This is a genomic window from Peribacillus sp. NPDC096622 (genome assembly GCF_044762665.1).
Lineage (GTDB): Bacteria > Bacillota > Bacilli > Bacillales > DSM-1321 > Peribacillus > Peribacillus frigoritolerans_B.
On the sequence record NZ_JBIWES010000013.1, the window covers coordinates 98,146 to 122,871 of the forward strand.

General features: G+C 32.1%; 37 protein-coding genes and 1 pseudogene. 13 read left to right on the forward strand and 25 right to left on the reverse strand.

The genetic code is table 11. From position 1 onward, the window contains the following. Window positions 1-93 precede the first annotated feature (93 nt). From ACIQYG_RS20810 to ACIQYG_RS20820, 3 genes are read right to left on the reverse strand one after another with little or no spacing between them, the layout of a single operon-like run. Window positions 94-240 (reverse strand): hypothetical protein, encoded by a 147-nt coding sequence (locus ACIQYG_RS20810; protein ID WP_402841880.1) that lies wholly within the window; start codon window positions 238-240, stop codon window positions 94-96. Between the two features lie 15 nt (window positions 241-255). Next, on the reverse strand, window positions 256-672 hold the full coding sequence (locus ACIQYG_RS20815; protein WP_402841883.1) for a hypothetical protein: 417 nt from the start codon (window positions 670-672) through the stop codon (window positions 256-258). A gap of 26 nt (window positions 673-698) precedes the next feature. Then, a complete protein-coding gene (locus ACIQYG_RS20820) occupies window positions 699-866 on the reverse strand; it encodes a hypothetical protein (protein ID WP_402841886.1) in 168 nt (55 codons plus the stop codon). A gap of 343 nt (window positions 867-1,209) precedes the next feature. Here ACIQYG_RS20820 and ACIQYG_RS20825 point away from each other — a divergent pair, with 343 nt between their 5' ends. Next, window positions 1,210-1,743, forward strand: coding sequence for a hypothetical protein (locus ACIQYG_RS20825; protein WP_402841888.1), 534 nt, complete (start codon window positions 1,210-1,212; stop codon window positions 1,741-1,743). 21 nt (window positions 1,744-1,764) lie between these two features. Here the strand turns inward: ACIQYG_RS20825 and ACIQYG_RS20830 are convergent, their stop codons facing one another. The 4 genes from ACIQYG_RS20830 to ACIQYG_RS20845 all read right to left on the reverse strand — a co-directional run bounded on the left by ACIQYG_RS20830 (window position 1,765) and on the right by ACIQYG_RS20845 (window position 3,439). Beyond that, entirely contained in the window at window positions 1,765-1,962 is a 198-nt protein-coding gene (locus tag ACIQYG_RS20830; protein WP_402841889.1) for a hypothetical protein, read from the reverse strand. Window positions 1,963-2,289: 327 nt separating this feature from the next. Beyond that, on the reverse strand, window positions 2,290-2,631 hold the full coding sequence (locus tag ACIQYG_RS20835) for a YolD-like family protein (protein ID WP_402841892.1): 342 nt from the start codon (window positions 2,629-2,631) through the stop codon (window positions 2,290-2,292). 86 nt (window positions 2,632-2,717) lie between these two features. After that, window positions 2,718-2,975 (reverse strand): hypothetical protein, encoded by a 258-nt coding sequence (locus ACIQYG_RS20840; RefSeq protein WP_402841895.1) that lies wholly within the window; start codon window positions 2,973-2,975, stop codon window positions 2,718-2,720. A gap of 23 nt (window positions 2,976-2,998) precedes the next feature. Next, entirely contained in the window at window positions 2,999-3,439 is a 441-nt protein-coding gene (locus tag ACIQYG_RS20845) for an endonuclease domain-containing protein (protein ID WP_402841898.1), read from the reverse strand. 632 nt (window positions 3,440-4,071) lie between these two features. On the opposite strand from ACIQYG_RS20845, the gene ACIQYG_RS20850 reads away from it, so the two are divergent. The 6 genes from ACIQYG_RS20850 to ACIQYG_RS20875 all read left to right on the forward strand — a co-directional run bounded on the left by ACIQYG_RS20850 (window position 4,072) and on the right by ACIQYG_RS20875 (window position 7,590). Then, a complete protein-coding gene (locus ACIQYG_RS20850; protein WP_402841900.1) occupies window positions 4,072-5,208 on the forward strand; it encodes an FtsK/SpoIIIE domain-containing protein in 1,137 nt (378 codons plus the stop codon). Next, window positions 5,192-5,872, forward strand: coding sequence for a replication-relaxation family protein (locus ACIQYG_RS20855; RefSeq protein ID WP_402841903.1), 681 nt, complete (start codon window positions 5,192-5,194; stop codon window positions 5,870-5,872). The genes ACIQYG_RS20850 and ACIQYG_RS20855 overlap by 17 nt, the downstream gene beginning before the upstream one ends. A gap of 178 nt (window positions 5,873-6,050) precedes the next feature. Beyond that, entirely contained in the window at window positions 6,051-6,737 is a 687-nt protein-coding gene (locus ACIQYG_RS20860; protein ID WP_402841906.1) for a hypothetical protein, read from the forward strand. 28 nt (window positions 6,738-6,765) lie between these two features. Beyond that, window positions 6,766-6,951, forward strand: a complete 186-nt coding sequence (locus ACIQYG_RS20865) for a hypothetical protein (RefSeq protein WP_402841909.1) — start codon at window positions 6,766-6,768, stop codon at window positions 6,949-6,951. A gap of 58 nt (window positions 6,952-7,009) precedes the next feature. Further along, on the forward strand, window positions 7,010-7,198 hold the full coding sequence (locus ACIQYG_RS20870) for a hypothetical protein (protein ID WP_402841911.1): 189 nt from the start codon (window positions 7,010-7,012) through the stop codon (window positions 7,196-7,198). Between the two features lie 53 nt (window positions 7,199-7,251). Further along, on the forward strand, window positions 7,252-7,590 hold the full coding sequence (locus ACIQYG_RS20875) for a hypothetical protein (RefSeq protein WP_402841914.1): 339 nt from the start codon (window positions 7,252-7,254) through the stop codon (window positions 7,588-7,590). Window positions 7,591-7,658: 68 nt separating this feature from the next. On the opposite strand, the gene ACIQYG_RS20880 is transcribed toward ACIQYG_RS20875, so the two are convergent. The 6 genes from ACIQYG_RS20880 to ACIQYG_RS20905 form a co-directional block, all read right to left on the reverse strand. After that, entirely contained in the window at window positions 7,659-8,321 is a 663-nt protein-coding gene (locus ACIQYG_RS20880; RefSeq protein ID WP_402841916.1) for an N-acetylmuramoyl-L-alanine amidase, read from the reverse strand. 39 nt (window positions 8,322-8,360) lie between these two features. Further along, window positions 8,361-8,819 (reverse strand): phBC6A51 family helix-turn-helix protein, encoded by a 459-nt coding sequence (locus tag ACIQYG_RS20885; RefSeq protein ID WP_402841918.1) that lies wholly within the window; start codon window positions 8,817-8,819, stop codon window positions 8,361-8,363. Window positions 8,820-8,879: 60 nt separating this feature from the next. Next, window positions 8,880-9,128, reverse strand: coding sequence for a hypothetical protein (locus ACIQYG_RS20890; protein ID WP_402841921.1), 249 nt, complete (start codon window positions 9,126-9,128; stop codon window positions 8,880-8,882). Between the two features lie 306 nt (window positions 9,129-9,434). Then, on the reverse strand, window positions 9,435-9,785 hold the full coding sequence (locus tag ACIQYG_RS20895) for a hypothetical protein (protein WP_402841923.1): 351 nt from the start codon (window positions 9,783-9,785) through the stop codon (window positions 9,435-9,437). Window positions 9,786-9,929: 144 nt separating this feature from the next. Next, entirely contained in the window at window positions 9,930-10,445 is a 516-nt protein-coding gene (locus tag ACIQYG_RS20900; protein ID WP_402841926.1) for a hypothetical protein, read from the reverse strand. A gap of 298 nt (window positions 10,446-10,743) precedes the next feature. Continuing rightward, complete coding sequence (locus ACIQYG_RS20905; RefSeq protein WP_402841928.1) at window positions 10,744-10,968, reverse strand: hypothetical protein; 225 nt, start codon at window positions 10,966-10,968, stop codon at window positions 10,744-10,746. A gap of 189 nt (window positions 10,969-11,157) precedes the next feature. Here ACIQYG_RS20905 and ACIQYG_RS20910 point away from each other — a divergent pair, with 189 nt between their 5' ends. Then, on the forward strand, window positions 11,158-11,427 hold the full coding sequence (locus ACIQYG_RS20910; protein ID WP_402841931.1) for a hypothetical protein: 270 nt from the start codon (window positions 11,158-11,160) through the stop codon (window positions 11,425-11,427). Window positions 11,428-11,489: 62 nt separating this feature from the next. Here ACIQYG_RS20910 and ACIQYG_RS20915 read toward each other — a convergent pair whose 3' ends face one another. Both ACIQYG_RS20915 and ACIQYG_RS20920 read right to left on the reverse strand, forming a co-directional pair. Next, window positions 11,490-12,026 (reverse strand): hypothetical protein, encoded by a 537-nt coding sequence (locus ACIQYG_RS20915; protein WP_402841934.1) that lies wholly within the window; start codon window positions 12,024-12,026, stop codon window positions 11,490-11,492. 108 nt (window positions 12,027-12,134) lie between these two features. Then, window positions 12,135-12,311, reverse strand: a complete 177-nt coding sequence (locus ACIQYG_RS20920) for a hypothetical protein (protein WP_402841937.1) — start codon at window positions 12,309-12,311, stop codon at window positions 12,135-12,137. Window positions 12,312-12,391: 80 nt separating this feature from the next. On the opposite strand from ACIQYG_RS20920, the gene ACIQYG_RS20925 reads away from it, so the two are divergent. Then, window positions 12,392-13,030, forward strand: a complete 639-nt coding sequence (locus ACIQYG_RS20925) for a hypothetical protein (protein WP_402841940.1) — start codon at window positions 12,392-12,394, stop codon at window positions 13,028-13,030. A gap of 138 nt (window positions 13,031-13,168) precedes the next feature. On the opposite strand, the gene ACIQYG_RS20930 is transcribed toward ACIQYG_RS20925, so the two are convergent. The 6 genes from ACIQYG_RS20930 to ACIQYG_RS20955 all read right to left on the reverse strand — a co-directional run bounded on the left by ACIQYG_RS20930 (window position 13,169) and on the right by ACIQYG_RS20955 (window position 18,792). Further along, a complete protein-coding gene (locus ACIQYG_RS20930) occupies window positions 13,169-13,600 on the reverse strand; it encodes a hypothetical protein (RefSeq protein ID WP_402841942.1) in 432 nt (143 codons plus the stop codon). 305 nt (window positions 13,601-13,905) lie between these two features. Continuing rightward, window positions 13,906-14,601, reverse strand: a complete 696-nt coding sequence (locus ACIQYG_RS20935) for a hypothetical protein (protein WP_402841944.1) — start codon at window positions 14,599-14,601, stop codon at window positions 13,906-13,908. Window positions 14,602-15,217: 616 nt separating this feature from the next. Next, on the reverse strand, window positions 15,218-17,965 hold the full coding sequence (locus ACIQYG_RS20940; protein ID WP_402841947.1) for a hypothetical protein: 2,748 nt from the start codon (window positions 17,963-17,965) through the stop codon (window positions 15,218-15,220). A 33-nt stretch (window positions 17,966-17,998) separates the two neighbouring features. Continuing rightward, window positions 17,999-18,232 carry a hypothetical protein gene (locus ACIQYG_RS20945; protein ID WP_402841950.1) on the reverse strand — a complete coding sequence of 78 codons (234 nt, stop codon included), beginning with the start codon at window positions 18,230-18,232 and terminating at the stop codon, window positions 17,999-18,001. A 37-nt stretch (window positions 18,233-18,269) separates the two neighbouring features. Next, window positions 18,270-18,449, reverse strand: a complete 180-nt coding sequence (locus tag ACIQYG_RS20950) for a hypothetical protein (protein WP_402841953.1) — start codon at window positions 18,447-18,449, stop codon at window positions 18,270-18,272. 184 nt (window positions 18,450-18,633) lie between these two features. Then, complete coding sequence (locus tag ACIQYG_RS20955; protein ID WP_402841956.1) at window positions 18,634-18,792, reverse strand: hypothetical protein; 159 nt, start codon at window positions 18,790-18,792, stop codon at window positions 18,634-18,636. 112 nt (window positions 18,793-18,904) lie between these two features. Between ACIQYG_RS20955 and ACIQYG_RS20960 the strand changes: the two genes are divergently transcribed. The 3 genes and pseudogenes from ACIQYG_RS20960 to ACIQYG_RS20970 all read left to right on the forward strand — a co-directional run bounded on the left by ACIQYG_RS20960 (window position 18,905) and on the right by ACIQYG_RS20970 (window position 21,670). Then, window positions 18,905-20,038: a site-specific integrase gene (locus tag ACIQYG_RS20960; RefSeq protein ID WP_402841959.1), complete on the forward strand. Its 1,134-nt coding sequence runs from the start codon at window positions 18,905-18,907 to the stop codon at window positions 20,036-20,038. Between the two features lie 60 nt (window positions 20,039-20,098). Next, window positions 20,099-20,623, forward strand: a pseudogene (locus ACIQYG_RS20965) (DUF3898 domain-containing protein); the annotation flags it as partial. A gap of 777 nt (window positions 20,624-21,400) precedes the next feature. Continuing rightward, complete coding sequence (locus tag ACIQYG_RS20970; protein ID WP_402841962.1) at window positions 21,401-21,670, forward strand: hypothetical protein; 270 nt, start codon at window positions 21,401-21,403, stop codon at window positions 21,668-21,670. A 176-nt stretch (window positions 21,671-21,846) separates the two neighbouring features. Here the strand turns inward: ACIQYG_RS20970 and ACIQYG_RS20975 are convergent, their stop codons facing one another. Beyond that, window positions 21,847-22,071 (reverse strand): hypothetical protein, encoded by a 225-nt coding sequence (locus ACIQYG_RS20975; protein ID WP_402841964.1) that lies wholly within the window; start codon window positions 22,069-22,071, stop codon window positions 21,847-21,849. 12 nt (window positions 22,072-22,083) lie between these two features. Further along, a complete protein-coding gene (locus tag ACIQYG_RS20980; protein WP_402841967.1) occupies window positions 22,084-22,587 on the reverse strand; it encodes a hypothetical protein in 504 nt (167 codons plus the stop codon). A gap of 686 nt (window positions 22,588-23,273) precedes the next feature. On the opposite strand from ACIQYG_RS20980, the gene ACIQYG_RS20985 reads away from it, so the two are divergent. Further along, window positions 23,274-23,804: a hypothetical protein gene (locus tag ACIQYG_RS20985; RefSeq protein WP_402841970.1), complete on the forward strand. Its 531-nt coding sequence runs from the start codon at window positions 23,274-23,276 to the stop codon at window positions 23,802-23,804. Between the two features lie 144 nt (window positions 23,805-23,948). On the opposite strand, the gene ACIQYG_RS20990 is transcribed toward ACIQYG_RS20985, so the two are convergent. Together ACIQYG_RS20990 and ACIQYG_RS20995 are read right to left on the reverse strand one after the other, a co-directional pair. After that, window positions 23,949-24,179 carry a peptidoglycan-binding domain-containing protein gene (locus tag ACIQYG_RS20990; protein ID WP_402841973.1) on the reverse strand — a complete coding sequence of 77 codons (231 nt, stop codon included), beginning with the start codon at window positions 24,177-24,179 and terminating at the stop codon, window positions 23,949-23,951. After that, window positions 24,176-24,400, reverse strand: a complete 225-nt coding sequence (locus ACIQYG_RS20995; protein WP_402841976.1) for a hypothetical protein — start codon at window positions 24,398-24,400, stop codon at window positions 24,176-24,178. The genes ACIQYG_RS20990 and ACIQYG_RS20995 overlap by 4 nt, the downstream gene beginning before the upstream one ends. Between the last annotated feature and the right edge of the window lie 326 nt (window positions 24,401-24,726).

Consider the following 24,726-nt stretch of genomic DNA (forward strand, 5'->3'; position numbering starts at 1 on the left):
TCATCTTTAGTCTACTTTTTCGCCATTACATTATCCTTTCTTTTTACTTACTAATGAGAAGTTTAATCCTTAGTTTCAACATTCGATCGTTTATCAATATTTTTTTGTTTGATGATACAAATTTGAAAACGCCATTGCCATTAATCTTAAGTTGGGTTCATTTATTCTCTTCACAGTAATTGGAGGCTTATCCATAGCTTTTTGTTTATTCTCTTCTTTTTCAGTCCACTTTTTTGACATAAAAAAACCTTTCAATTAGCTTTTATTTTTATCATCGTCAATCTTTTTGGCTAATTCCTCATATAACTCTAGGTTCTCTTGTTTTCTTTTTTCAAAATCCTTGTTAGCCTTAATCATTTCCTTTCGTAGTTCTGTTTGATCAACGTTAAACTTTGAAAAAATAAGCGAATATTTTTTTAATATATAATTGGCAAGACTTATTTCTCCTAAAAATCTAGTATCTCTAATCCATAACCCTTTATGCCCTTCAGGTTTTTCACTGATTATTGTAACAACTCCATTTTTATCAATATACTTTTTACATTTTGAATTTCTTTCATCAATGTATTCTTCAACAAATACTCCAACGTAGTCAGTTATTGTTTCATTATTTTCATCAGTATGCTCTTCAATTAATCGCCCATGCTCATCTATATATTTTTTATAAGCCATATTTAGTTCAGTCCTCCTATACTTAATCACTTACTTTTATTATCGAGCAAGAATAATCTGTTTTCTTCTTTGGCCATACAATCAATAAGCTTCTTTCTAAAATATTCATTGATATCGATATTCTCCGTTGAGATAACTTCTACATCGGTCATATCGACATCATCAAGATTAACTTTCTTTGACTTTTTATCCAATCAACTATCACTCTCCTGTCCTACTTATTAATCTCCAAACAAAATAGCTTATATTCACTTTTACCTAAAGTTTCTATGAAAATAGTAACGAGTAAAATTATAGAAAATAAAAAAACACCAATCATAATAGACTGGTGATTTTTTTATTTTGACGTTTATCAGATAATATAACACTTTTTGTCCTTCTAATTTTCGGCATAAAAGTATGCTCGATATTAAATTGCGAAATTTGTAATATATTGTATAAATAGGTATAAAAACTCATTACTATCCTCCCTGACCATGTTACCATAATAATGTAAAAATGTTATAAATTACATAATAAAAGGAGAGAGAAGACGGAATGAAGAAAAAGATTGTATCGCTAGCGTTAGTATTTGCACTATTTACTGCCACGTTTACACCCCTGGCCTCGGCAAAACAAATTGCTATTAATGGTCAGAATGTATCTCAAACAAGTGAAGAGGATCAAATTAAGCAATTAGCCGAAGATTTAGAGATTATATTTGAGGAAGCAGGCATTAGGGATAGTAAAGGGAATTTAATTGGTTTCGATAATGATATATTAGAGAAGAAATTTGGAGAAAGACCTGACCTAGAGGAATTCTTGAATGCTTCAGTAGAACTAGAAACAGCAAAGTTCTCAACTCAAAGTAAAAAGGACGATATTAATAGTTGTTTTAATAAGAGAGTCAAAAAAGAGTATGTAGGCATTATAAGTGGAGCAGTAATCGGACAAATAATTTCTATGGCTTTAGACGGATCGTTTTGGAAAGCAGCAAAGTTAGCTATTAAGTCAGGTGTAAAAGGTTCAGTTGCTGGTACTATGGCAACCATGATGCAATATTTATATACTTGCGTTAAAAAACATTCGTAAGAAAAAAAGCCAATCACTATATTAGTGATCGGCTTTTTTCTTACTTCCAAATAGCCAACTTAAAAGGGTAACAAATGCTACAAAATAGAATGCATATCCTAAATTGCCTAACCAATTTATCGTTTGTCCCCTGAAGTATTGCAGACCAGATGTTGCAAGATACGTGAGTATGATACCCACTAAAAAGGTAATGAAAAATCTTTTCTTTGTTATCGCCATACTACAATACAACTCCTTTACTATATCCAGTTTATCATAAATATCCAAACATTTACATCAATGATTATATTAGTAAACTATTTTTTTTGATATTGGGTAGTTAGTTGGACCGAGGTCACATTTGTATCATTTATGAAAATGTACTTAATTCAAGTAATATATGATTTAAAAATTTCGATATCTTAAGGGAACATTTTGATTATAACGCTTAATACCTATACACAAAAAAGGAGTTTAGATATCTAAACCTACATTCTTGACCTACTGGCTTTATCTAACATTTACGAAAAAACTTAAATTTCGATTAGAATATAATCTAAATTGTTATTATTTAATTTCAATACCAACAATATCCTCAAACTTCACCCTTAAAATATGTCCCTTCTCTTTCTCCAACTCTAAATATATAGCCTTTGTAAACGGATCTAGCCTATGTATCATCCCCGTATATTCCCAATCAAACCCATCCTCCCAAACAGTAAACTTTACAGGTGAAGCAAACTCCATAGCAGTGTGTATTTTGTTCTCAAATTCCTCTAATTGGTATTCGTCTAAAATTGGCTTTACCTGCCGATAGTAATCCTTATTTACATCCTTTAATAATTTAACGTATTCAGGCAGCATCAAAGCTGGTTGCCATTTAAGCTTTCCACGATCTTTTATAGACATAAGAACATCTCCATTTCATTCTATAAGTACATTATAGAACATTCGTTCTTTATTTAGTCAAAAAAAAGAAGGGTAAATTTTCCCTTCTAAAGATGACGGAAATATCTTTCCTGTAATAACATCTTAATTAACTTCTCCATATCCAAACTACCTCCTTCTGTAGCAGTCCCAATTCCTTCGATGTATGTGAATTCTTCAGTATCAATAATCTTTCGAGTAACTACTTTACCCTTTTCATTAAAGTCTTTATAATATGCAATTTCATCAAAGTCGCTTATCTTTTTTGTAACTAACTCTCCCTTTTTATTAACGTATTCAATTGTTTCTACTCTGCTTTTTGTCATAAGTCCTCCGGGTGTTGTCCACTTCAAGTTATTGAGCGTTTCTTTTGTATTTCAGATTCAATTCGAGTAATTACCTTGCTCATATTCCCATTGATAGTACTTCCACTGAATCGTAGCGTTTTCCATCCGATTGATTTTAGGTATGCATCACGTTTCCTGTCATGTGCTTTAGCCTTCTTACTTGAATGAAACGCAGCTCCATCACATTCAATGGCTAAACGATACTCTGGGAGGGCTAAATCAATCCTATACCTTCTTATTGGATATTGTGCTGTAGGTTTGTAATCCCTCATCCACATTGCCTTCAAAACCCTCTTCTCAATTGGACTTTGACATTTATCTAATTCCACAAAGTATGGGGGGATGTAATGATCCACTTTAACTCCTTTACTTCTTCGCATGTCCAAACCTAGAAAGACAAACCCTGTTATGACAAGTCCAAAAAATACGACATATTCTACCATTGTAAATAAATTTCCCCTTTCTCGTAGGTACAAGCACTAGATACGAACTTTCTACATATCATTTACTAAGTAATTAATAATCCTTTACTGATTATTTAAAAGAAATCAACGAATTAATAACTAATCAATTACTTATTTTCTAATCATTATTGTTACCAATGTAATACAAGTTTAATCCATTGGTATGACTGGCACGACGGAATTTGTTAGGAGGGAATGGAGTGACCGAGTAAGGGGGAGCGCGAGGGGGAAATATTCAATTTGAAATTATCTGAATATTAATTTGGAGGGATAAATCATATGAGTAAAGTTCATACTGTTAAGTTCTACTCATTTAAGGACGGAAATTTTAAGGTTAAAAAGCAGGAAAAAAGGAAAGCTATTCCGAACATTAACATGTATTCAGTCAGTCCATTTGTAATGCTAGACCCTGTAATTTGCCTAATGGGTGTTGGGTTACTTTCTATAGCTCTCTTGGAAAAGTTTTTTGAACATCAAGGAAATTATGATATATCAGAGTCCCTTCATACATGTTTTAATATCGCGATACCCTGTGTAGCATTCGGATTCATTTGGAAACTAATGATTGCTGTTAGTGGTGCGTTCCTATGATGAAACTATGGAGAGCAAAGATGAAGCTGCGTGGTTCGTTGATGAGGGCATTTAAACTTGGTGGAATCCACAAGCAAACTACAACACAATCAAAGACGTATACACGTTATCCTAAGATTCACGAAGTCCATATTGATGAGGAAAATGAAGCTGTTCGATTCACATTTACTTTGCCTGACGGAGCTAATCCTGATTTAGTTTTAAAACAAGAATGGGTATTCAAACAGTGCTTTGGAAATAACATTGAAATAGATGGTAAGGTGAAAAAGTTTATCTTGTGGTGTTATTCAAAGGACATGGAAAAAGAAATACCATATGATTTTAAAAAAATTCAACCTCATTTGAAGGGTAAAAATATACCTATAATGTGTGGTGTAGATCGGTCAGGTAAGATGAATGTAAAGGATATGGTAGAAGAACATCATATGTTGCTCACAGGAACAACTGGCAGTGGAAAGTCATCATTGATTAGGGGGATATTGACTTCATTGATTCTGCATAAGTCACCTGATGAAGTACAATTCTTGCTTGGTGATTTGAAGTTCTCTGAATTCGGCATATACAAACGATTACCTCATGTAGTGGGCGTTTTTATGGATGCTAAGTCACTCCTCCCTCCTCTTCAAATGATTGAAAAAGAATTGGTTCGAAGAGGTAAATTACTTGATGAAATGGACGTTGAAAGTATTTATGAATTAGAAGATAAGCCACCTACAATTGTGGTGTGTATTGATGAGGTTATATTGCTCAAGGATAAACCAAAAATAATGAAGATAATTGAAAGTATATCTTGTATAGGACGGTCTAATGGAGTTTATCTGATGTTGTCAATGCAACGTGGTGATGCTAAATCATTGGGAGGACAATTGAAGAATAACCTTACCTTTAGAATATCAGGTAAACAGTCAGATGAAACGAATGCAAAAATAAGTGGTTTGAAGCAATCAGTTGACTTAGATACTGCAGGTAGGATGATACTTTCTACTCAAGGTAAAGAAAGAGTAATTCAAGTACCTTATATGGATAAGAAGAAAGCTAAAGGGTTACTTGATCCATTAAAAGTGAAACAAGAAAAACCAGAGCTTGAAGATGTCGCAGATCGAAAGGTAAATGAATTTTCATTAGATGAGGTGTTCGATAGTGAACCAAAGGGATAAAGCCATTATTAATGACTTGAGACAATTCAGAATGATGTCAAGAAACCAAATTGTTGAATTACACTTTAAACATCTTAAGAATCCTATAAATTCATGTAATAGCGTTTTAAAGCGTTTAACAAGGGATAACTTTATCAAATGCAGTACTCTTCACTCTCCATACGTTTACTTCACCGTTGACTGTAATATTAAACCAGACTCAACTAAAATCCCCCACTTCCTTGAACTTGTAGATACTGTTATTGAAATGAAAGCGCATAGGGAAACCAAAAACCTTATGATTGAGCCTAAATACGGAGATAAAGGAACAATAGAACCGGACATCTTTGCTATTTGGTTTAACCCAATATTTATTGAAGTTCAACGCAATGTTTACACCAAAGAAGTCATGCAAAAGAAAATTGATCTTTATGAAAATTATTATGATACAGGCGATTGGAAAGATGAACCTTGGCAAAAAACAGACAAAAAGGTATTCCCATCTATCCTAATTATTACCCCTACTCGATATGCAGTAAAAAGTACAAAGCTTGAAATATATCAATCCCCTTCTATTTCTGACTTTATTGAAAGTAGAACAGGTGAATCAACACTACAAATCAAACCTAAAGATGTTAAAAATGTAATTCAATCGTATGGTGGATCATTGAAGCTAAAAAAATAAAATTCATTCACAAACATATCCATAACTGTTAAACTTTAAATGTGTATAATGGGTTATTATACCTATATTTTAAGGAGAGAACATTATTTGAAAGAAAAAAAAGTAAAGATAGGTTTCAATACCATTGAATATGGTATTTTTTTTGGAATAATATAATCATTTTAAAGGGGCAATGAAAATGGATAATGACTTTGACCACTTTGTGCTTAAAATTGAAGCTAAACCAGTTGTCTTTCATGGGAAAACAGTAAAAGAGAGTATTCCAAAATCACTGTGGACAAAAATCCGCAAAGAAGTATTAGCCATTCAAAATTATAAATGCTCTATTTGTTCCTTTAAACCTGAAGAAAACGAAATGAGAAAATTACATGTTCATGAGATAGAACGGTACGATTTTGAAAATGGAGTATGTGAGCTGGAATCGTTAAACTTAATATGTGTAAAGTGCCATGCGTTTCATCACATGGGGAGAACAAGTGCTACTGCTACAGAAGAGTATATGGAAGAATTGATCGAACACTTTATGGACGTAAATGAATGTGATTGGCTTGATTACGAAAGTTACAAATTATCTGTTATGGCGGAACAATCAAAAAATAGGAAAAATAGAAAAGCTATATCTCCTGATCAAATTAAATTTAAAGTAACGGGAGATATACCATATAAAAAAGAAGTAATTGCTCATTTGAAGAAAAAAGATTTATATGCTGAGAGCAATGAAAAACAAATGAGTGAGCATTTTATAAATTTTGTGATTAAAGGTGAGAAATTTGACTTTAATGCCTTTAAAACGCAAGAAGAATTTACAAGATATCAAGTGGAGCTAGAGGAATTTCTTAAAGAAAGAAAGAAAGTAAGTAATTAAATTAATCATTTTAAAAGGGGCAATGATCTTGAAAAATAAAGTACTTCAAGCAAAATTAGAGGAATTTAAAGAAAAAGGAACAGTGTTAGTGTGTGACACCATTATAAATACAGAAACATTTGAAAAGATGCTACTTTCTGAAGGTCTTAATTATGAAATGGAAAATGAAAATGGTTGTACACGTTTTCTAAAAAGTGATACACCAGCATACTAAATGAATGAAATATTTTATTTAGTTGACTTTGATAGAGAATAAAAAGGAGTTGAAAAAAATGGCAATTAAAAGGCAAACATTCATTATGTCCGTTGTTTTTGATGAAGAGTCAACATATGAGGGATCTGCAGTAGAAGCCATAATGCATAGACTTTTGGAGGATGGGGTTATTGAATTTGAGTATGAAATCAAAAATGAAGAAATTTTGCCAGATGAAGATTTTATTGATGAAGATTTAGAAGATTAACTTCATAATTTAAAACTATTATTCAATCAAATGGTTGATTTATAAGGAGAAGTATGTCGGACTTAATTGATTTAATCAAAGACTACTTATTTAATGAACAAATTAGGGCAATTGATGTAATTATAATTGGATTAATTGGATCATTTATTCTTTGGCTATTAAGAATTATCGTAAATAGCGTTAAAGTAAAATTAGGATTGTTTAAAGCTCATATTAGTAAGCTGCACAGAAGATATATAAAAAGAAATATGACTGTAAATGAGTATATTAAAGCACATGATAGAGTCCAAAACGGGGAAGTATTGAAATGGTATGAGAAGAAAGCATACGATAAAATGCAAAAGGGTATATCTAAAGGGATGGGAACAATTAAGGAAAAATATAAATCTTAGTTTCATTATGAGAGAAATAGATTAATAAAGGAAGCCCCTCTCATTAAGAGAAGGGCTTTTTATTTGGCTTATCCTTTTAAAATATTTACTGAATATCCTTTTTTCTTCAATTCTGCAGCTAATTTAGTTGCATTCTTCTCATCAGAGAAAGCACCTACTTGAACCTTATGTAAAACACTTTTCTTTTCAACTGGTTTAGCCTCTTCTTTCAGCTTTTTACCTGATAACGTTTCAGCTATTGCTTTACAACAATCATCAAAGTTCTTCTTGTAAGCATCAGCATTTGTTTTAGTATCGACAAAGCATACCTCAATCAGAATAGCTGGTTTAGCTGTCCCCTTAAGAAATCCGAGATCCGTTCTTTTCTTCGCACCACGATCCTTAATTCCAAGTGCTTCCGATATAGCTTTAGATACCTTTGCAGCCAATGCTTTATTTCCGTCTCCATAATAAAGAACCTCGGTACCTCCTGTTTCCTTTGTACCAGCATTGAAATGTACAGATACATCTAAATCCCTACTTTTGCCATTGTGATATTTAACTATTGTATTGATATTATCCCGTTGCGTCTTTGACGTATCATCATTAAATGTATGTACTTTACAATCTAAATCTTTAAGATATTCAGCAACTTTCGGGACAATCTTCCTTGCTTCATTAACCTCATCTAGAAACCCACTTGCACCACGTACTACTTTAGCGTGACCACTTGAAATAACGAATTCATTCATTACAATTCCTCCTTGTATCATCCCATTAGAATTTATACCTTATTCAATCTCCTTAAACTCCGCTTCCACTACATCACCCATATCCTTCAACCAACGCACATGTTCAGTATCTAATATATCCTCGTCTACCTTAGTTACTGTATTATCCACGCTTATCTCAGTCTTATTCGATAGCTTACCTAGACTTCTTTCGATAAAGAATTCATAGCCAGACTTCTTAACCATATCATTATTAGATTCACTGATCAGTTTCCAATATCCATTAACAGCATCTACTAATTTAGATTCAATTAATTGATGACCAAAATTTCTATGTTCCCGTTTGAGTCTGTCCACCTCTGCATTAAAATTGTCATCCTTCTTCATCCAATTGTATAAGGTTGTTCTACTCACTCCGACTGTCTGAGCTATCTCCTTTTTCTCAATGTTCCCAGTAGCTAACAACTCTGCAGCAGTCTGTTGTGCTATACCCAGATTACTTACACTATCCTTATCCATCTCATCTCCTCCCCCCTTTACACGTTAAATAAGAAGGGACAATTTACATCCCAATATTAATCATTCATCAAAGAAATTTACTTTAACTACTTCCGCTACAATATCTACATAAATATGTGAGTTAAGAAGCTGTTTAGTGCCTACATCAGCATTGTAATACGATGTTACTATTAACCCTTCATCTTCTCCTTGAAGCTCTGCAGCAAACACATAATTCTTTATCTTGCCTTCTCTAGCTTGTTCCGTTATGTATTCCAACTGTTCAATTAAGTCTTTGTCCTTATTAGGAAAATGTATAATTTTAGCCATTAGTCACACCATCTTTATTAGAAATTAGAGCATCGAACTTTAAAAGTTAAAAAATTCATCAACATACATATCATCAAATTCGTTTTCTTTCATATCATACTTATCCATTAGATACTGTCTCATCTCTTTTGCAGACTAACTCATTAAATAACACTCCCTAATTTATTAATAATGTAATTACATAAGCGATAATACTGGCTAACAACATAGATAATCCTCTATTTTTATCTTTATGGTCTGGTGATCCAATAGTCATTATCGCGAACAATATCATAAATACAATCATTACAACTTGAAATGCTGTCATCATAATCCTCTAGCTCTCGCTTGTTTATCTAATTCTGCATCAATCGTTTTAAAAGCAGCTTCACCTATTTTACGTCCATCTAATGTCAACTCAACTAAACGCTTTTCGATTTCAATATGCTTCATCTCAATCTCAACTATATCCATTCCATCTGCCGTAATATTTGCATACCATTCTGTCTTATCTCTGCTCTCACTGGTCGTAATATATCCCTTACCCTCTAGGTATTCAAAGTCTAATACATCAATCCAATCAGCTTCAAAAGGTATTGTTAGTCCAGATTGCATTGTATTAAAATTTACGGCTTCATCATAAATTTCTTTTAATAATTCAAATCTACTCTCTTTCATATCTAATTAGCTCCCATTCATTATTTATAGTTTAAATACAAACAAACGCACCAACCACTGAGTATATTAATCAATGATCAATGCGTTATTAGTTGAGTTTTCCATCCCCAAAAATAAAAAAGCAAATCCCAAAGGACTTGATTACTAACTTTTTTTCCAGCTATCGAAAAATAAACCTATTTGTGTTTCAGAGCGCAATGTACTAAGTCCCCGTTCTTGAGAAAACTTAGAAATAAACTTACCTAATACCTCCAAATTTGGTGTACCAATTGAACTTGTCACACCACCACTTTTTTCGTAGGTACAATTATACTCTACCCCATTTTTTATTTTTTCTCTTGTTTCCTCTAATCTCTCTAATTGAAAGGGAGTCATCTTTTCTCTCATGATCTCTTCCCCATCATCCATTAGGAAACCAAGCTTTCTTTTTTGTTCTAAAATAGCCTCTTTAATTCGATCCTCATCTGCGAACTTAAATTTGATGAGTACATTTTCAGCTAATTTAGTCCAACTTTCATTGATTGAATCATATTCTTCTTGTTTTTTTCTTGCCTCTGCTAATCCGTCTTCTAACTCTTCCATAATTGCTTTTAACTGTTCCTCGTTCTTTCCTTTCAACTGTTCATCGTTGTACTTACTTTTCCATTCTTCACGCAACATTTCTACTTAATCAATTTTCTCTTCCTTTTTTCTTCTCGCCAATTTACTCATGTCCTTTCCTGAGTAGTATATATTGCAAGTTTCCCCCTTCTACATGGAAACTATAACCATTAACATCTACTCTCTGAAAGAAAAGTCGGAATATATCCTGCGAAAAAAATTATGTAGAAAAATAATTTCGATAAATTAAAAACACCCGATTACTCGGATGCCTTCAAATTCTTTATTTAGTATGTAACAATATGTTTGCTTCCAACAACTCCTGGATCTAACATATTGATTACTTCTTCCGTTTTTCTTATTTTAATTGTTCTATTAATGTATTCTTTTGTTCAGAACTTAAATCATGATTGCTTTTAAGCCATTCATGAACCAATTTATACATTCCCTCAGGCTGTAATCCAATTTTTGTATCTCCAAAACCTTGTTGGATTCCTATGTCTACTTTTCCATTAGTAGACACGATAAACCATGGTGAATCCGCAAAATTATATTGACTTAGATCTTCTTTATTCCAACTCATTTTACCATCTCCTTTACTAACAGTTCGATAAAAGGTGATGATTTCCTGCAAATAAACACCAGATTACTCAAATCCCTCCTTTATTCTGCAATTCATCAAATCTTTACATGATTAATACATTTATTGAACTTATCTATTTTATAATCAAATTACAATTTAATAATTCATCATCATATGGAGGGTACAATCATGGAAATAAATGAAAGGCAACCATTTGAGTCATTTTTATCTCCTCGACAACTTGCTGAATTAAAAATCTTATCTACTAAAACAAACATAGCTTTTCATGAATTATTAGCAATGCCATCAATAGTCTCACTTCTAGAGAAATTGGACAATACTACCGAACTGAATGATGAGCTTAATAATAAAGAAATGATATTAAGAAATAAAGTTTTCATTAATAAAAATAAAGAAGTATTAAATAAGACACAAAAAGCACTCAGCCATTTAGGTTAAGTGCTTTTTCTATGAATAAAGTTCCTGCAAATAAAGAAATCTGATTACACGGATACTCCAATTTAATTCTTTGAATGTTGTTTTAATACTTCAATATATCCCTCAACTTCTGCCATTTCATACATTAAGATTATCTTTCGTTTATTTAACTCTTCAATTTCCATTGCTTCTTCCAAACTATCCTGCTTAATATTAACAAATACATCATATAAATCTTTCTCAATGAATGATTCTGCAATTCTCCATGCATTTTTCTCCGCAAGTATTCTGTTTTCCTTTATCATTTCTAAAAGTATTTCATTAAATCCATTTTTAATAAGTAAATTAAAACTACTTGTTATAACATTTTCCAATTCTTCTAATTCAGGATCAAGAACATGACCTAATTCATGATATAGAATAATTCTAGAATAAACTTCCAGAGATAAATTATAGATTTCGCAAGAATATTCCAGACTTTTTAAATTTACTTTAATTTGATTTTCTTTGGGATAAAAAATCATTACAACGGAGTCATCATCCGTTAAAACTATATTTACGTTAATGTTTAGGTTATCAACTATCGCTTGCAATGAAACAATTAAATTGTGTATAGTCATTCCACTCCCTATCCAAATATTTACCAACCTTAACAATATTCAGCAAAGAGTGACAAAAGTCCTGCTTCAAAGAATAAAAAGACACCTCATAAGAGATGCCCTTTACCATTAAAAAACTTTCTTATAATCAGGAATATTTTTTGATAGCTCAATATTATTTTTCTCAATTGCAACTGATATCGCATTAACAATATCTTCAGGAGTTACTTCACTCCTTGAACTTAAACCACTCTCTAATAATATCCTTTTAATTGCTTCCTTACTTAAACCTAAATTTTTTAACAAAAATATCCACCTCCCTAGTCATTTAATTCGACACCACGAAATGTTTACCTTTATAATTGAGTAAAAAGGATTGAAATGTCATGAAAACTCCTAGATTAATATATCCAAGTAGGGTCAAAACTATTGTCGGTATTGATCAGTTTAAACACTACATTAAATTAACTGAGCAAGCACTTTTTGAAGAAGCTAGGAATGAACATATATCTGAAAAAGACCCATTACTTAAAACAATAGATTATCGAAATAATTTCATTTTTCCAGAAATTCATAAAAGATCCATGTTTATTACTCTATATTCCTTTGTAGAAAAAGAACTTATTCAACTAGCTCAACTTTATCAAAAAACTAATAACCCCTTAGTTAAATTTGATGATTATAGCGGTAGTGGAATCGACAAAGTTAAAGAATTCTTTTCAAAAAGTATAGGAATAAAAATTGCAGTTAACGATTGGAGTAAATTAATTTGTTATAGAGGTATTAGGAATCATTTTGCTCATGTTCCTAATGATTATTTAGCTTCTAATAGTAAATATTTAAATTCCTTTAGACAGATTCAAACTATAAAACTCACACCATACACTTGGGATAATAACACAATATACGATATACATGTGCCTAATGAATTTATTTATGAAGCGCTTGATACTATTGAAAACTATTTTAATGATTTGTACGACATTCTAGAAAGTCATGATAATTATGAATATCCTACACCATAAGTTTTATACAAGTCTAAAAATATACCTTTTTATTCTTTGTCACTTTGCCCGATAATTTGCGCTTATTTTAAGTGTTATTTTGCACAATTGGAACCAAAAGAGACACTTATTTAAATAAGTGTCCGTGGTTAATTAACCTTAATAACTATTTGTATTAAAAGTATTGTTTTTTCCTTCAACCCATTGCCCTATATAATTATCACGAATATCTACATAAAAGGTTCCAACTTTCATATCGTAAAATTTCGCAATTCCGTCAGCGTTTCTATCCGTAGTAAATGTTTTGAATGTTGTACAGGGGTAAGGATAAGCAGTATTGCATAAACGAACTTTTAACTGACTAGGAGCAGCTGGAGCAGCACCATAGCCATCTGTTCTTATTAAACCATCGTCAGGTACAATAACAAATACATTTCGCCAACTGGAAGAAGTGTCAACATAATTATCAACAGTTCCATCCTCAGTTTCAAAATACCATGTAGCAGCTTTTGCTTTGTCAGTTTCAAAAGAAAACACTCCTATTAAACTAAGAACCAAGACACTAAGAGTAGAAGCAATTTTTTTCAACATAACAAAAGTCCTCCTCTATATTATTTTACAAACAAATTATATTATGGAAAAATTTTCATAACATCAGACTTTTAGATTATTTTGGATGTTGCTATCGAGGTCATACGCAAAATTAAATATCTTAATCTTTGTATACAAAAAAAGGCAGCAAATACGGCTGCCTTTTATCATGCTCACATCAGTTTGCACTAATGATTTTCTGTGTACTTAGAATGTCTAAAAGTTATAAGTAATAGACTATATATCCCACCTTGATTGTTCTTAATTCCGCTACAAAGGTGGGAGAATTCTGTTTATGTATTCAATTAATTCGCCTTATCGATTTTAGTTGTCCCAGTGTATTTATTATTAATTTCAACCTTATGTACAGCTTGATATTTCGGTAATCCGTGTTTTTTAATCTTACTATGCACAATCTTTTTAACAATCTTCATTTCTTCATTCGATAACAATCCACTTTCTTTAACCTTATTGTATTCAGCAAATTCTCCATATAGGTAATCGGCAGCCACATCATAAGCATATCCTGCCATCTCTAGAGCTTTAGGATATTTGATAACATTAAACCCTCCAAAGTAATATTTCTTACCCATAAGCTTTGCTTGAGCCTTATACAGTAGTTTATCGAGCGAAACCCCTTTATAACCTGTACTGCTATCTACACGCAGTCTTGCATTCTGTTGGTTCTGCTGATTGCTGCAAACCCGTAAATTCCAAGAGACATTATTTAATTTATCCTTAACTGGATCGTTCGTATTTTCTATGTGATCAGTATGCTCGCCCTCAAAATTAGTAATTAATCGATGCATCATAATTTGTCTTCCGTTAACTACTGCATATACGTATCCCTTTTTATTACTGAACCACGTATAATCGTAAATCCTATATTTCAAATACGAACTAATATCTGTAATGGCAATACGGCCTTTATACTTTCCTACAAGGTGTATATGCACTAACTCTTTAGAAATAACCTTTTTATTTCTATCTAATTTCCTCATTTAAAAAACTCTCCCTTATTTTAGAATGTAAAAAAGACGACTCCCATCGGGAACCGCCTTGGTAAATAATTATGTATATACTATTAATCCTTTTTAAGATGTTCAGGCTTATTGTTTGTCCATGCTAATAAGATGTTACTAATTTCATCAGAGTTAAAAATCCAATACGATTTCCCATTCTCATGAATTCCTTTACTCATTGGTTTTATTCCATGAGCCGAGATAAATCGAAGCAAATTAATACTGAAGCACTTGAACGGCTTAAATCCAATTCCCATTTATAAGTCATCCTTTCTATAAATTTATTTCTTTATCAGGTGAACTACACTACTTTGATCGATATAATATTTAAGACGCTTATTCATGATATCCACCCACTTTATTATGTAATTTTTTATACTTGCACCTTATATATTTTCATGTTATTGTATAATTACGGTATCGAATATAGTTTTTTATCAAAAATAAAAAATATAAGGGGAGTACACTGCCGATTATTGTATATATTGACTTGGATTCTTCTCCCCTAACATACGGTTAACTCCAATAATAAGAAAAGCCCAGAGACCTTACAGCTGTAGGGTTCATTGGCTTTTTCTTATTTAGCTATTTAAACTCATGCGGACATATCATCAAGTCTTTGTCTCACCTTGCGCTTACGCTCTTTATCCTGTCTGAGCCTATACTTATTCTGACACTTATCGCACCTAACTTGACGCTGTCTAGGTTCATATACTGTCACTCCACAACCAGAGCAATCGATCTCTTTATGTACATTCTTTCTAATACTATTTACTACTTCAGTTCCAAACGACTCCCATAACGTCCTCTTGTACTTGCTATCTTTAACTCCAAATAAATATCTAACCAACACATCTGCAATTTTATTAGCATCTGGATAAATTTCTAATAATTTTTGACGGATAACAATATAGATATATTGTTTCTTATCATCTATATCATCTTCATTAGCAGAAATGTAATGTCTTTTGTTTTGATCTAAGTATGTATACGCCTCAATAATTTCATTATCGATTTTTTCATTAATTACAAAGGCTTCATCTTTAATATTTGGAGTCCACAATAACTTTCTGTAATCAAATTTACCTACTACATTCTTAAAATAAATACGTTTATCGATAATCGCATCCTCGATTTTGTTGACAGTGCTTTGATTTTTATCCATTACATTTTCTTTATTCTTAGCATATGCGAAAAAATACGGGAGCTTTTGCTTATCATATTTATTCCATTCTGTTTTAACACTTGGAGGTAATTTTACATCATCAAGAGTTTTAGCCATATCTATAATATGATTATTATATGACGTTAATTTTTTGATCAATGTGTAATCAGTCTTAGAGTCAAAATCATTTTTATTATAGATTTTCGAAATTGTATTTGAAATAATTCCGATATTCGCCTTGAACGCTATTTTTAGACTTTCAAAAATGTTTTGGGAATTAATCGACTTAGGATCAGATACTCCCATTTCGTACTCTAATGGAACAACGCCCATTTGTTCAGCATTATCTTCAACAACTTTGATTAGGGTTTTCGATGGGGTGCACATGATTTTATCCCCATCAAAGTCCGCCATAAGTATTTTCGGGATTAAATCATCAGCAGAAATGTGAATTCCTTTAGTAATAAACCACTTTTTCATTTCTTCAGTTTTTATATTTTCTCGAATTGCATGTTCGAAACTTAATGCAGGAGCCCTCATTAGATCAACTTTACCTTCATCATATAAATTACAGTAAACTTGCCCATCATTTAGTAGCCCCTTTGGATTCTTTATACCCTTAAAGATATTTTCCATTACTGCAAACCAATCCGGCAAAACGTATGTGTATTTCCCATCAATACTTAACTTAGCTGACTTAGCCTCTTCAATAATTTTCTCTTTTCTCTTCTTTATTGCTTCTTTACTATTTTTGTCATTCAACAAAGCAGGATACAGATTAATCGCTTGCTGAAATTCATTCTTATCTTCATTTTCATCTTCACAACCAAGAACTCGGATCATTGTATCTGCATCTGTTCCCAAATTATTAAGGTCGTCATTTGTCATTTGTACCAAATCCATTAAATCCTTATTTTCTATATAAACCAATGACTGTAAATACTGATAATTCGTTTTGGCATTTGGAATCGAATCCTCTTCTGCATTCATAAAAGCTGCTTCACTATTATATAGTTTGAAGTTATCTTGATACTTTTTCCAACTTTCCTTTGGATTATTTTTGTCTATATATTGCTTCCACATTTTAAACTGAGACTTAAAAAATATTATTTCAATGTCCGATTCTTTATTTAACTTCCATTGTTTACCGTAGATATCCGTTACTACAAGATTGTCGCCATATTCATTCCATGGCACAGGGGAAAGGCAACCTTTCATCCACGGAAGTCGAAACTGAATATTTTTATATACACCTTCACCGAATAACCTTTCACTTACTCTCGGAAGCATCATCCCTGCTCCATCAGTAATTTCTAAATCAATTGTTCTGTCATCTTGACGCTCCACATCGAACGTATCTCTTTTTATGTAATCAACTGTCCTATTTTCTAATTTTACTTTTACATCGTCTACACAAATACATTTATTAATATCAAAACCAATCCATTGTTCTGATGCACTGGACGCTAATGCCTTATAGGCTAAAAACTTATTGACGCTCATGCCCCCGTTATCATTAATATCATCAATACTTAATCCTGCAGTAATTTTATTTTCAATTCCAAAATTCTCATTATTCCAAGCGTCCTCTTGAATAAAAAAAGCCTTCTTGTCTCTAATTTGGCCACTTGAGGAAGACCAATATACGAAGTGTTTATTTTTAAAATTAAATCCTTTATCTAATAAGCTCTTAAAAACTCCATAATTATAAATTTCTACAATTATTAACTTTTCTGACAATTTACCAGTTTCCAATTTTAATTGACGGGTTAGTGTAGACTCGAATAATGAAATCGCTTGACTCTTGTTCAACTTCATGGCATCTAAGGTACGCATACTGTCATTTTCATCAACCTTGGCATTCAACTCACGTTTGAGCCTTGCATTAGATACCTTTTTATCTTTAAAAATAGTACCCCTTAACCATTCCAAATATTCCAATTGTCTATTACATTTAGACACTTGCGACTCAACAAATTCTCTATCCTTCCTTTTTTCGCATTGAGTCATTTGAATACTTAATTCCTGAAGTTTAGCTTCGATATCACACTCTTGAGCAGATAACCTTTTTAAATCATGATATCGATCCTTAAGCAACTTTATATTTCTTTCTTCCTCGCTGAAAAAAGCATCTGTTGACAATGAATAGACATAAACTTGATTTGATAAATTCCCCATTAAATCATTCTCCTTTTGCGTAATTGTATAATTTTATTTCCAACTAAAAAGACTTTTCAGACAGGCTGCAAAAGTTCTCCTATCCCCCATATTGATAAAATTCATTAGTTTTTTGTATGAGACAATTGTAAATGTAAGATTTTTATTAATACCTGATTGAGATTGATAAAGTTGTATTAGCTTCGTTAGTAGCACAAAATCCTTATCTGATATGTCGTTACTCCTTACAATGGATTGTGGAACTTGAATCTTAAATTCTTTTGTCATAGCATCCTCCTGTGTAATTGTTTAACTGAATAATTAGTTAATTTAATGTTTTAGTGTGTTCTTTCATGATGTTCTCGATTTCGATACATCTTGGATAAAGCCATAAGCGTCGATCTGCAAGGCTTATTGCCGATAAAAGGTAAGAGTAGCCTTCCCGTTTGATTTTCCTCATTAGCTGTACATCATAAATAAAAATTAAATCTGCCTTTGAAACCATGTTCACATCCCCTTTTCAAAATCACTGTTCTTTTTATCTATAATCTCATTTGTTTGTAATTAATTCCATGTATATTATTTTACCTTTTTATACATTCAAAGCATCCACCTCCCTAAGTAAATATTACTCTTATGTGAATCAATACTTGCTGTTAAAGTAAATATATCCCTTTATCCTTTACAGGTCAATACCCTGTAATAACAAGGTTTTCATCACTATGTATAATTTTATTCACTTCAAGTGTAATTGTCGTCCAGTTGCCGATATAACTTTCATTCTCATATGAACTCACTTTATAATTATACGTAAAAATGAATAAATATTCTTTTTTTAAAAAAATCAAAGTCAAATTATCCACCCTTATTCTCAAACAAAATAATGAACTACAATGAAGTCCATGGTAAAATATTAGACAAGAGTAGATTACGGTTTGAGAGTCAGGGAGGCTCTTAAACATGGCAGGAAGCGTTAAAAAGAATCAAAATACCAAGAAATGGGATATAGTATTTGACGCAGGAAATGACCCTTTGACTGGAAAGCGCAGACAAATTAAAAGAAGAGGCTTTCTTACTAAACAAGAGGCATTAGATGCGATGACACTATTAAAATCAGAAGTTCTACAGGATGAGTTTACCGACTTGACTAACTTAACTTTAGATCGTTTTATGGACGAGTGGTTTATTGAGCGCAAAATCCAATTACAATCAAGTACTTATGAGACTCATCATATTTACTTTAGAACGGTCATAAAACCTCGACTTGGCCACTTTAAAGTCCAAAAATTAAGTCCTTTGTTAGTACAAAACTTTATTAATGAATTGGTTCAGGAAGATAATTATTCTGAGTACACCATCCATCTAATATTTCGTATTTTAAGTTCAGCAATGAAGAAGGCAACTACAATAAAATTAATAAGGGATAATCCTACTATTGGAATTACACTCCCAAAGATAAAGCGGAAAGAGATTAATGTTTGGACAGGTGAACAAATTAATCATTTTATAGCAGCTTCAAAGCAGACTAAACGATTAACAAGATGTTTTCTTGGATTTCTAATTGGCTTTTTTTGTGGATGCCGAGAAGGTGAGATTCTTGGCTTAAGATTTAAAGATATTGATTTTGATAATCATACACTCTATATCCGACAAACATTGACTCAAAAAGCTGAGATAAAGTCAGGTGCTAAAAATAAATCAAGTATTCGTTCTATTAGCATTCCAGAAAACCTAATACCAGAACTTATAAAACATCGTGAAATGATTAATAAAGAAAAGCTCTTACTTGGTGATAAATACCATGATCACGATTTAGTAATTTGTACTCAAAATGGAAAACCGATTATCCCACGTAATTTTAGAAAAGAGTTTTATAATTTAACCGAAAAAGTTGGTTTACCTAAAACAAAATTCCATTCAGCTACAAGACACTCTCATGCTACATTACTTATTCAACAAAATGTTAATGTTAAGCTAATTAGCGAACGTCTCGGACATGCTGAAATTGGAACGACTTTGGACATATACAGTCATGTGTCTTCTAACATGCAAAAGAGTGTTGCAGTTGAAATTGATAAAGTGCTCATTCTGTGACCAAATTCGTGACCAGCCATAACTAAAACTCAGTAATATCAAGGTATATAGCCTTCTCTCCCCTACATGCCCGAAGAAGGTATGGTCGAAGAAGGCGAACTAAAAATCCATCAGGCCTCACATGCCCGCTACTTCGAGGACTTTTTGAAATTCGTCGAATATGGCGAATCGATGCCGGAAATCATGAAAAACCAGGTCATCCACATGGTCCATGAGCATGTATCCGCTCAATTCGAAGAAAACAGTGACGAACTGCAGAAATTCGAACAGGACCTGGAAATCTGGGAAACCAGTGAAAAGCGGGAAATCCAGGAACGCCTTGAAACACACCAGGTCGTCGAAGCCACTGCCCAGATTGTCGAGCATACACCTGAAGCCGAACTGCGCATGAGGCTGGGCAGTACGTCCGTCAAAGGACTGTTAGCCGATTTTGGCGAAAGCATCCATTTAGGAAAGATTAATGGGAAATATGTATTGATGATAGAATCCAATACAATAGAGTTCGATAAAGGCGTTTCGCCGATTGAGTTTCATAGGCCGGATGATTTGCAAATACTAATTGAAAAAATCATAAATAAAAGTTGATGATTACTCCGAGTTTTGTGAGCAAAAATGTGAGCAGTATTTGATCAATTTTAGACCCTTTAAATACTATTAATACTCTTAAATCTAACTACTAACTTTTGTTAGTAGTTTCTCCAGTTTGTTTATTTTTTCTAAGTCCTATTTTCAATTAAGAAGTTAAATATATTTTTTTAGAAATGCATGCCTATCAAGAGCCTAAGTAAATACTGCTACTTAGGCTCTTTTCTTATAGAACTTGTTTTCATACAACTTCACGTTCTGGTATTTCAAAGTTATAAATTTCCCCTTGCCCGCTAGTTTAGGAAGATTCTTTTGCATTTTCTCATAAGATGTTAGCTTCCTCATTGTAGCGAATAATACTTCTACCGTGACTTTTGCAGCTTCTTTATTACCTTTCCTGTCGTACTTATCAAGTTTCATTTTTATTCATCAACTTCTAACTGTGTGGCTGTAATGATTTCATCAAGGATATCAGAGGCTAGTGTAATGGAAGGAAGGTATCTGTTATTCATTAGTTAATCACCCGGTATTCACAGATGGAATCTTCAGCATCTTCATAAGTTTTTTCCTTAGTGTGCCACTTAGCAACCCCTTCTACAGTTTCAACGTTGTATGTAAATACTTCACCTGTTCCAGATACGTAATCATGGATTTCATCTATAGAAGCAAGTTTGTATTGGAATCCTGCGCTTGCATTTCATCTTCGAATACAATCCATTGTGATTGGTTGTCGGTTAAGATCCAGAAGAAACGCAATATCCAAATGGTAAATTCCAATTGAAAGATGGATCAATTGTAAACGCAGATAAGTTTAATTATGGAGAAAATGATGTATTTGATTATGCTTCTGTAATTTTCTATGAAGGTAAAATAGCGCATATGCAAGTTGATACTGAGTCATCTATTGAAGATATCGAAAAGGGACTTGGAGTTTCTTTTGAGAGTTATACTGTTGAACCTTATAAGTTTGGGAGTGGTTATGAAGTTATTTTCAATGATACTTTTGCAGATGATAATATAGCAGTACTTCCTAATGAGTGGGAATAATAAAATGCAGATTATTTCTATAAAAGAATTTAAACATAAAAGTGTTTTAACTATTTCGGGAAATAATGGAGAACTTATTAGGAAAATAGATTTAATACAAGGTAATGAATATATTTTAAATCCTTTGAATCCGAACAAGATTAAAAATCGAGATAGTCAAAAGAGAAGGGTTTTATTTAGTCTTTTAACTTTACCATGTTCTTGTCAACTGAAATCACTTCATCATTAGCAAAAATAATATATGCAATACCACTATCATATTTTACTGATCTAAATTCACCTAAGACTTGAACTTTCCCTTTTTTTATTTGGTAAACTATTTGGTTATCATTTTCTTCGCTCTCATAAGCTACTAAATCATTAATTAAAAAACCCGAAAGGGGAATATCATATATTTTCATAGTTTACTCCTTTTAATACAATGTTGTATTCGATAACGGCTTATATTTAGATGGTACAAGTGACCTTAATGAATAATGATGCTTCATTTTGCCTTTTGTATCACCTATATGATAATGCCAAAACCAATCATTTGTACCTGGTTTTAGTCCGAGTTTACCATTATCTAAACGAAAAATCTGTGTTTTAGAGGGTTTATGAGTTATTTTTAATAATGATGTAATTTTACCTTTACTATTTTTCACATTCCATTCTAACTTATATTTTTTACCAGCAGACTTCAACTTATTCTTCAGGTATTTTGTAGCTATTTTATTACCTTGCTTTACTATGGTCTTTAAAGCCACTCTTGCTGCAGCAGCAGCTATAGGAATTAAGATTGGAGCAATCCTTGGTGTAATTGTTGATTGATCACCATCTATTTCATTATATAACGTTTCATGTTCCTTTTCTAATTGCAAAAATTCATTACTTTCGAAGTATTTGGTATAAACCTCTTCGAACTCTTCATCACTCATATTCTCGTAATCTGATTCTGTATAGGGATTTCTTCTAAGTAATTATCTATCTCCTGCTCAATATCCACTAACTCTTCAGATAATACAGTGTCATTTATAACATCAGAATATTCAATTTGGTTGGAATTATCTTGAACTGTATTGGCATTACCAACACCAGGACCTATAAAACCAATTAATAGTATTAAAGCTAAGAAACTACAAAAAAAACCTTTTGAAATTTACCATGTTCTCACCATTCCCTTTTAAGCATATCAAGTGAACCTAGTTATCAATTAAATCCAAATCTGTAAAAAAAGTAATCAACTATGATTCTTTGAAAATTGAAAAATCCACCTACTAAAAACTATTAGGAATTAAACCCTGAACAATCACAGATTCATGTTAAAAGTCATTTAATAAGTTATGACATTGAAGCTGCAAAAGATTTATTTAGGGCAACAAAAATGAAGTTTTGACTTATGAGGAATAGTTTTTCAGACCTACTAGTATAGTGATTTATTTATGATTAAGATAAAAAAGCCCCTACTCAAAAAGGAGTATGGGCTAGGATTCTATCCTATTACAATATTCACTGAATACCCGCTTACTGAAGTATTATTGTAGAAATTACTATTTGCAACCCGTTTAATTGGTAGTTATTGTATAACAATATTTAAAAAAATCAAAAAAAATGGAGTGAAATCATGAAAAGATTTAGATTTACTTTTTTAATTCTACTTTTGTTTGTATTACTTACTTCTTGTAGTAAAGAGAATAATTTTAACCCAATAATTTATTCAGGTAATGATTTGAAAATAGGAATCGTGGGTGAAAAACCAAAAATTAAAGAAAAAAATGTTTCCTTTATTCCTTTGACGATGGAAGATATATCAAGTTCGAACTTTGATAACTTAGATAGTGTATTTATTAACAAAAAATATTTAAGTGAAGCAGCAAAAGCAGAATATGCCAATGTTTATTTAGAATCACCTATACCATTTGTCTTTATAGATTCTGATAAAGTTTATTTGGCATATATTGATAAAGACATTTCTTATGAGAATGCACATAAATCAAAATCAGGAGACTATTTAATAGGTTTTTATAAAGATACCTATTTCGGATTAAGTCTTTATAACAACATAAAAAACGAAGAAACAATTCAAGACAGTTATGCAAGGATGTTTAATATTTTGGAGAAATTTAAAAGTACAGGAGATATTGTACTAGAATAATATATGTACTAGATTATAGCACCGAAAGATTTGCAAGTGATTCTAGCCCCTCTCGATTAAAAGAAGGGCTTAGAGGATGAGCGTACCACTTAGGGGGGACAGTACAATAATATAATTGTCCCCTGCTTTAATACCATTTAATTATTATTTTTTTAATTGTTTTAACAATGCAGTTCGACTGTTTGAACCATACACGCCATCGACTTCTCTCGGAAGATATACACTCTGAACTCTTCTCATAGCGTCAGTAGTATGTTGTCCCCAATGCGAATCGATTTTTCCAAGTTTAAAGTTAAGCTTATCTAACGCTTCTTGAATTTGTTTAACTTCTTTTCCTTTGTCACCTTCTTTATATACTCCACTTGGTAAGCTCACAGACTTCCCAGAAACAGTTTTAACAGGTGCTTTAGGTTTTGCAGTGCCTTCCCTTCGGCTTGCTTTGTAGCTCCAGATTTTACTGGTACGTCCATAAATACAGATCGCTTACCATTTTGTAAAAAAACCTTTACATTTAATCCACCTGTCATTTCAAAATGCGGTGCATCATAAAAACCTTTCCAATCTCTGATGTCCAGCAGGGTTTGGATGCAACGCATCAGTTATGTATCCAGTTCCAAAATTAGCATCCATACATTAAAATTAGACTCTCTCTATAATCGCATACAGGCATTCCATATTTTTTCTGCCACACGAATAATTGCATCAGATACCTCCCTCTATAAACATTGATGTATCAACGATTTGCACCACTCGGTGTATTAGGGAAATTATTTTTTCATTCTACTTTTAAACAGAGTATTGAAATTCTGGTTTTTATTACTAAATCAAGCGTACGCTTCGCTAAAACTAATGGAAATCATTAGCTATTTTCTCCACTATGTGATGCACAATAGATCTCTGCGAAACTTATGATGACGTACCC

What these genes read in the sequence shown, in the direction of transcription:
- ACIQYG_RS20885 (WP_402841918.1), bottom strand. Translation starts at nt 8,819, where the DNA reads ATGGATAAGGATAGTGTAAGTAATCTGGGTATAGCACAACAGACTGCT.
- ACIQYG_RS20895 (WP_402841923.1), bottom strand. Translation starts at nt 9,785, where the DNA reads ATGAAAGAGAGTAGATTTGAATTATTAAAAGAAATTTATGATGAAGCC.
- ACIQYG_RS20985 (WP_402841970.1), top strand. Translation starts at nt 23,274, where the DNA reads ATGAAAAGATTTAGATTTACTTTTTTAATTCTACTTTTGTTTGTATTA.
- ACIQYG_RS20935 (WP_402841944.1), bottom strand. Translation starts at nt 14,601, where the DNA reads ATGAGGAAATTAGATAGAAATAAAAAGGTTATTTCTAAAGAGTTAGTG.
- ACIQYG_RS20810 (WP_402841880.1), bottom strand. Translation starts at nt 240, where the DNA reads ATGTCAAAAAAGTGGACTGAAAAAGAAGAGAATAAACAAAAAGCTATG.
- ACIQYG_RS20915 (WP_402841934.1), bottom strand. Translation starts at nt 12,026, where the DNA reads ATGACTATACACAATTTAATTGTTTCATTGCAAGCGATAGTTGATAAC.
- ACIQYG_RS20905 (WP_402841928.1), bottom strand. Translation starts at nt 10,968, where the DNA reads ATGAGTTGGAATAAAGAAGATCTAAGTCAATATAATTTTGCGGATTCA.
- ACIQYG_RS20870 (WP_402841911.1), top strand. Translation starts at nt 7,010, where the DNA reads ATGGCAATTAAAAGGCAAACATTCATTATGTCCGTTGTTTTTGATGAA.
- ACIQYG_RS20960 (WP_402841959.1), top strand. Translation starts at nt 18,905, where the DNA reads ATGGCAGGAAGCGTTAAAAAGAATCAAAATACCAAGAAATGGGATATA.
- ACIQYG_RS20825 (WP_402841888.1), top strand. Translation starts at nt 1,210, where the DNA reads ATGAAGAAAAAGATTGTATCGCTAGCGTTAGTATTTGCACTATTTACT.
- ACIQYG_RS20880 (WP_402841916.1), bottom strand. Translation starts at nt 8,321, where the DNA reads ATGAATGAATTCGTTATTTCAAGTGGTCACGCTAAAGTAGTACGTGGT.
- ACIQYG_RS20930 (WP_402841942.1), bottom strand. Translation starts at nt 13,600, where the DNA reads ATGTTGAAAAAAATTGCTTCTACTCTTAGTGTCTTGGTTCTTAGTTTA.
- ACIQYG_RS20975 (WP_402841964.1), bottom strand. Translation starts at nt 22,071, where the DNA reads ATGAAAATATATGATATTCCCCTTTCGGGTTTTTTAATTAATGATTTA.
- ACIQYG_RS20940 (WP_402841947.1), bottom strand. Translation starts at nt 17,965, where the DNA reads ATGGGGAATTTATCAAATCAAGTTTATGTCTATTCATTGTCAACAGAT.
- ACIQYG_RS20850 (WP_402841900.1), top strand. Translation starts at nt 4,072, where the DNA reads ATGAAGCTGCGTGGTTCGTTGATGAGGGCATTTAAACTTGGTGGAATC.
- ACIQYG_RS20830 (WP_402841889.1), bottom strand. Translation starts at nt 1,962, where the DNA reads ATGGCGATAACAAAGAAAAGATTTTTCATTACCTTTTTAGTGGGTATC.
- ACIQYG_RS20910 (WP_402841931.1), top strand. Translation starts at nt 11,158, where the DNA reads ATGGAAATAAATGAAAGGCAACCATTTGAGTCATTTTTATCTCCTCGA.
- ACIQYG_RS20900 (WP_402841926.1), bottom strand. Translation starts at nt 10,445, where the DNA reads ATGTTGCGTGAAGAATGGAAAAGTAAGTACAACGATGAACAGTTGAAA.
- ACIQYG_RS20950 (WP_402841953.1), bottom strand. Translation starts at nt 18,449, where the DNA reads ATGGTTTCAAAGGCAGATTTAATTTTTATTTATGATGTACAGCTAATG.
- ACIQYG_RS20845 (WP_402841898.1), bottom strand. Translation starts at nt 3,439, where the DNA reads ATGGTAGAATATGTCGTATTTTTTGGACTTGTCATAACAGGGTTTGTC.
- ACIQYG_RS20980 (WP_402841967.1), bottom strand. Translation starts at nt 22,587, where the DNA reads ATGAGTGATGAAGAGTTCGAAGAGGTTTATACCAAATACTTCGAAAGT.
- ACIQYG_RS20840 (WP_402841895.1), bottom strand. Translation starts at nt 2,975, where the DNA reads ATGACAAAAAGCAGAGTAGAAACAATTGAATACGTTAATAAAAAGGGA.
- ACIQYG_RS20925 (WP_402841940.1), top strand. Translation starts at nt 12,392, where the DNA reads ATGAAAACTCCTAGATTAATATATCCAAGTAGGGTCAAAACTATTGTC.
- ACIQYG_RS20875 (WP_402841914.1), top strand. Translation starts at nt 7,252, where the DNA reads ATGTCGGACTTAATTGATTTAATCAAAGACTACTTATTTAATGAACAA.
- ACIQYG_RS20945 (WP_402841950.1), bottom strand. Translation starts at nt 18,232, where the DNA reads ATGACAAAAGAATTTAAGATTCAAGTTCCACAATCCATTGTAAGGAGT.
- ACIQYG_RS20995 (WP_402841976.1), bottom strand. Translation starts at nt 24,400, where the DNA reads ATGCGTTGCATCCAAACCCTGCTGGACATCAGAGATTGGAAAGGTTTT.
- ACIQYG_RS20815 (WP_402841883.1), bottom strand. Translation starts at nt 672, where the DNA reads ATGGCTTATAAAAAATATATAGATGAGCATGGGCGATTAATTGAAGAG.
- ACIQYG_RS20890 (WP_402841921.1), bottom strand. Translation starts at nt 9,128, where the DNA reads ATGGCTAAAATTATACATTTTCCTAATAAGGACAAAGACTTAATTGAA.
- ACIQYG_RS20835 (WP_402841892.1), bottom strand. Translation starts at nt 2,631, where the DNA reads ATGTCTATAAAAGATCGTGGAAAGCTTAAATGGCAACCAGCTTTGATG.
- ACIQYG_RS20860 (WP_402841906.1), top strand. Translation starts at nt 6,051, where the DNA reads ATGGATAATGACTTTGACCACTTTGTGCTTAAAATTGAAGCTAAACCA.